This is a genomic window from Peribacillus sp. NPDC058002, from assembly GCF_042886655.1.
GTDB lineage: Bacteria > Bacillota > Bacilli > Bacillales > DSM-1321 > Peribacillus > Peribacillus aracenensis.
In genome coordinates, this window is sequence record NZ_JBHVQU010000278.1 from 1 (window position 1) to 4,317 (window position 4,317).

Below are 4,317 nucleotides of genomic sequence, written 5' to 3' on the forward strand. Positions count from 1 at the left end.
CCTTTGTTATATTTCCGTCGGAATGTCGGAATGGTACCTGCTGGATGGCCGAATTAATTCGCACACATTTTTTTACGTCGGATAGTTTATAGCAACTATCCGTTACCGTAATTATTATCTATGGAAATGAAATATCACTATTTATAATTTTAAACCGCTTTTTTATAAAGTACATCATTGTACTTGAAAATAGGAGTGAGAAAAATTGAATGTGAAAGCAGACATTATCCATTTACCTGACCTATCATTCATACAATATTGCAAGGAACAATTTGGAATAAATCGTGGTGTTTATAATACTATTGATTCGTGGTTTTTTCAAAAAGGGATAAATAATATTATGGAACGAAGAAATAAAATCTATCATTTCCTTGCAAAATGGCTTCAGGAAGACTCTAAGAACAATAATGGGAAAATTGTTATCGGAAATGGAAATTTAACAAAAAAGTTAAATGAATACTATGAAAGCGCCATTTTATCCCGAAAATCTATTTAAAGTAGGAAACTCTTTTTCATAGTTGATGAACTTGTTTTAGAAAACACGTTTATATTTTTTCTATAGAATCTTTGGAACCAAATGATCGATATTCTTATATACCTCTCAGAGATTTAATCAATAAAATTTGAGGGAAGGTAATTTTTTTGATTGATAACAACTTTTATACTCAAGAGAATCATGGACCGTATGAAATCTATAATTTAGGAGATTTTGAATTAGAGGACGGTTGCATTATCCCGGACTGTAAACTTGCTTATGTTACGTTTGGGGAACTTAATGAGGCAAAAGATAATGCGATTCTCGTTCTTACGTGGTATTCCGGAACCAACAAAATAATGGAGACATATATAGGGAATGAAAATGCACTTAATCCAGATCATTATTTTATTATTATTGTAAACCAAATAGGAAACGGGCTTTCAAGTTCTCCTCATAACACCCCAGCTCCTTTGAACATGGGTAATTTTCCAGAAGTTCGAATTAGTGATGATGTTCGTGCTCAACATAAGTTGCTTACCGAACATTTTGATATTAAGCAACTAGCTCTTGTTGTAGGTGCTTCAATGGGAGCACAGCAAACATATGATTGGGCTGTACGATATCCGGATATGGTTAAGCGTGCTGCACCAATTGCAGGTACCGCAAAGAATACCCCTCATAACATTCTTTTTACAGACACGCTAATGGAAGCAATAACATCTGATCCGAACTGGAATAACGGGAATTATCGATCATGCACGGAAGTCGTAAATGGACTAAAAAGACATGCGAAGATATGGGGGGTAATGGGGTGTAGTACTGAATTTTACAAGCAGGAAGCTTGGAGGCTATTTGGTGTAGACTCTTTAGACAAATTTTTATCAGACTTTCTTGAGACGAATTATAAAGTAAAAGATCCAAACGCCCTTCTTTGTATGGGATGGAAATGGAAGCAAAATAATGTGAGCAGAATCACCTCCGGGAATCTGAAAGAGGCATTCAATAGGATCAAAGCTAAGGTCTATGTAATGCCAATCGATGAAGATATGTTCTTTCCACCTAAGGATTGCGAAGAGGAGCAAAAAATGATACCGAATAGTGAACTTCGGGTTATTCATAGTATCTGTGGACACTATGCTTTATTTGGAGCTGAAGGCACAGATTATATGAATCAAATAAATAATCATCTAAATCAGTTATTAGCTACATCTGTTTAGGCAATGAAATTATTAATTTCAAGTTGGTACTAATGAAAGACATAAAAGTTAGGAGGATTTGAATGAACAAGTTTGGCTTTTTTAAAAATCCCACCCAGATAACATATGGCTTGGAGGCGGCAACTCAACTTAGGGATATCATCGATCAGGAAAGTTTTAAAAATATACTTATAATAACTGATTCAGGGATTGTAAAAACTGGTTTGATTGAGCTGCTTACAAGGCAGCTGTGCAATATTAATTATGCCATTTTTGACGGAACCAAACCAAACCCAACTGTACGAAACTGTGAAGATGCACTGGAGTTATTAGTAGAAATCAGAGCAGATGTTGTAGTGGCAATGGGGGGAGGAAGCTCGATAGATGTAGCGAAAGCAGTTTGTCTGTTAGCCACAAATGAAGGGTCCATTGTGGGATATGAAGGGATCGATACTTTTTCTAATGATATATTACCGCTGATAGCAATCCCGACAACTGCCGGCACAGCCAGCGAGGTTACAACATTCACAGTGATTACTGATGAGGTACGCCAGTATAAGTTTACAATTGGCGGAATCCGTTTGGCACCTAAATGGGCATTAGTAGACCCCTTAGTTACAAAATCACTGCCTCCACATATAACAGCTGCGACAGGTTTGGATGCTCTTGTACACGCACTGGAATCATACACATCGAAAATGGCAACGCCAATTTCGAAAGCGCTTGCAAGAGAGGCGATAAGAAAAATTAGCGCGAATCTTCGTCAGGCAGTTTATAGCGGAGACAACATAAAGGCAAGAGAGAATATGCTAATGGGCAGTCTTCTGGCAGGCCTTGCATTTAATAATACTAGGTTAGGAAATTGTCATGCATTAAGTCATCCAGTGAGTGCCATCTACGGGGTTCCGCACGGAGTAGCAAATTCAATTCTAATACCACATATTATGGAATTTAATTCACTTGCAGTACCCGAGTTGTTTAGTGAAATCGCGGAAGATATGGGAGAAAACCTGGATGGCCTTACATTAATGGAGCGGGCGTATTCAGCAATTCATGCAGTAAAAAAACTATCTGAAGATATCAATATCCCGAGCGACTTTTCACAGTATAACATAGATGAAGGTTCATTAGACAGAATGGCAAAAGACGCTTTATTAAGTGGAAATATTGCCGTCAATCCCAGAACAACAACATATGAAGACGTTATAGATCTTTATAGAAAATCAATAGGCGGTGTTAAAGTTAGGACTATTTGATCTAACTACTAAAAACGCATGAGTTCACAGGGGAAACCGAAGACATTCAAAATTAATGTAGGAATAAAATTATCAAAAACACATATTTCAGGAGGAATTTGAGGATGGTTGAAAAAGTAAGAGAATTTACTTTGATAGATTTAGAAAATATTAAACTATTCATAAATGGAGAATGGGTGACTGCGGCTTCAAATTCAACATTTTCACTTATTAATCCATCCACCGGTGAAACCGTAGCGGAGATTCCAAGGGCAGGTCAAAAAGAAGCACAGCAAGCAATAGAGGCAGCCAACAAGGCTTTTCCCCAGTGGGCAAAGCTAACAGCCTATGATAGAGCTGACTATTTGCTTAAGCTTCGTGACTTAATGTTGGAACATGTTGAAGAATTGGCATCCATTATGAGCATCGAAATGGGGAAAGCCTACATAGAGGCTGTTGGAGAAGTGAAATATGCATCTAGCTTCTTATCCTGGTATGCCGAAGAAGGCCGCCGGATCTATGGAGAAACAATACCAGCATCTGCAACGAATAAAAGATTGTTTGTCATAAAACAGCCAGTAGGTGTTATAGCGGCCATTACACCTTGGAACTTCCCGCTGGCAATGATGACAAGAAAACTGGGCCCTGCACTCGCAGCTGGCTGTACTGGTGTGGTAAAGCCAGCAAGCCAGTCCCCGCTTTCTGCTTTAGCTTTTGCTAAATTAGTAGAAAAAGCTGGAATCCCAAAAGGAGTAGTTAATATAGTTGCCGGTGCAACCAAGGAAATTTCAGATGGAATTTTTGAAAACCCGATTATTAAGAAGATTTCTTTCACTGGTTCAACGGAGGTTGGGAAAACGCTCGTCGAAAAATCTGCGCCGCAATTGAAAAAGCTATCTTTGGAACTTGGAGGACATGCACCATTTATTATCTTTGAAGATGCAGACCTTGAGAAGGCCGCAGAAGGTGCACTTGCAAGTAAATTCCGAAATGCCGGACAGACCTGCGTCTGTGCAAACAGAATCTATGTCCATGAGACTGTTAAGGATGAATTTATAAAAATCTTCGTAGAAAAGGTAAAGAGCCTAAAGGTCGGCGATAGTCTTGACAGTTCCGTTCAAATCGGACCTCTAGTTAACGAAGAAGGATTGAAAAAGGTCGAAGAGCATGTGGCCGATGCTCAGGAAAAAGGAGCAGTTTTATTGTATGGAGGGAAACCATACAATGAAAACGGGTATTTCTATCAGCCAACCGTTTTAGACAATGTAACCAAAGATATGAAAATAATGACAGAAGAGACTTTTGGCCCTGTGGCACCATTAACAAGTTTTACCAGTGATGATGAAGTAGTTTTTGAAGCCAATGATACAGTTTATGGATTGGCTGCCTACTTATACACCACTAATAT

At 38.4% G+C, this 4,317-nt stretch carries 4 protein-coding genes; all 4 read left to right on the forward strand.

What is annotated here, in order from left to right; translation table 11 throughout:
• The first annotated feature begins 211 nt into the window (after window positions 1-211).
• Window positions 212-496: a hypothetical protein gene (locus tag ACFVSH_RS23435; protein ID WP_387596029.1), complete on the forward strand. Its 285-nt coding sequence runs from the start codon at window positions 212-214 to the stop codon at window positions 494-496.
• Window positions 497-642: 146 nt separating this feature from the next.
• Window positions 643-1,695, forward strand: coding sequence for an alpha/beta fold hydrolase (locus ACFVSH_RS23440; RefSeq protein WP_387708114.1), 1,053 nt, complete (start codon window positions 643-645; stop codon window positions 1,693-1,695).
• 62 nt (window positions 1,696-1,757) lie between these two features.
• The gene (locus ACFVSH_RS23445) at window positions 1,758-2,930 is read left to right on the forward strand and encodes an iron-containing alcohol dehydrogenase (protein ID WP_387595052.1); all 1,173 of its coding nucleotides are present in this window, start codon (window positions 1,758-1,760) and stop codon (window positions 2,928-2,930) included.
• Between the two features lie 104 nt (window positions 2,931-3,034).
• The coding region (locus ACFVSH_RS23450; protein ID WP_387708116.1) for an NAD-dependent succinate-semialdehyde dehydrogenase at window positions 3,035-4,317 on the forward strand (1,283 nt) is incomplete at its 3' end.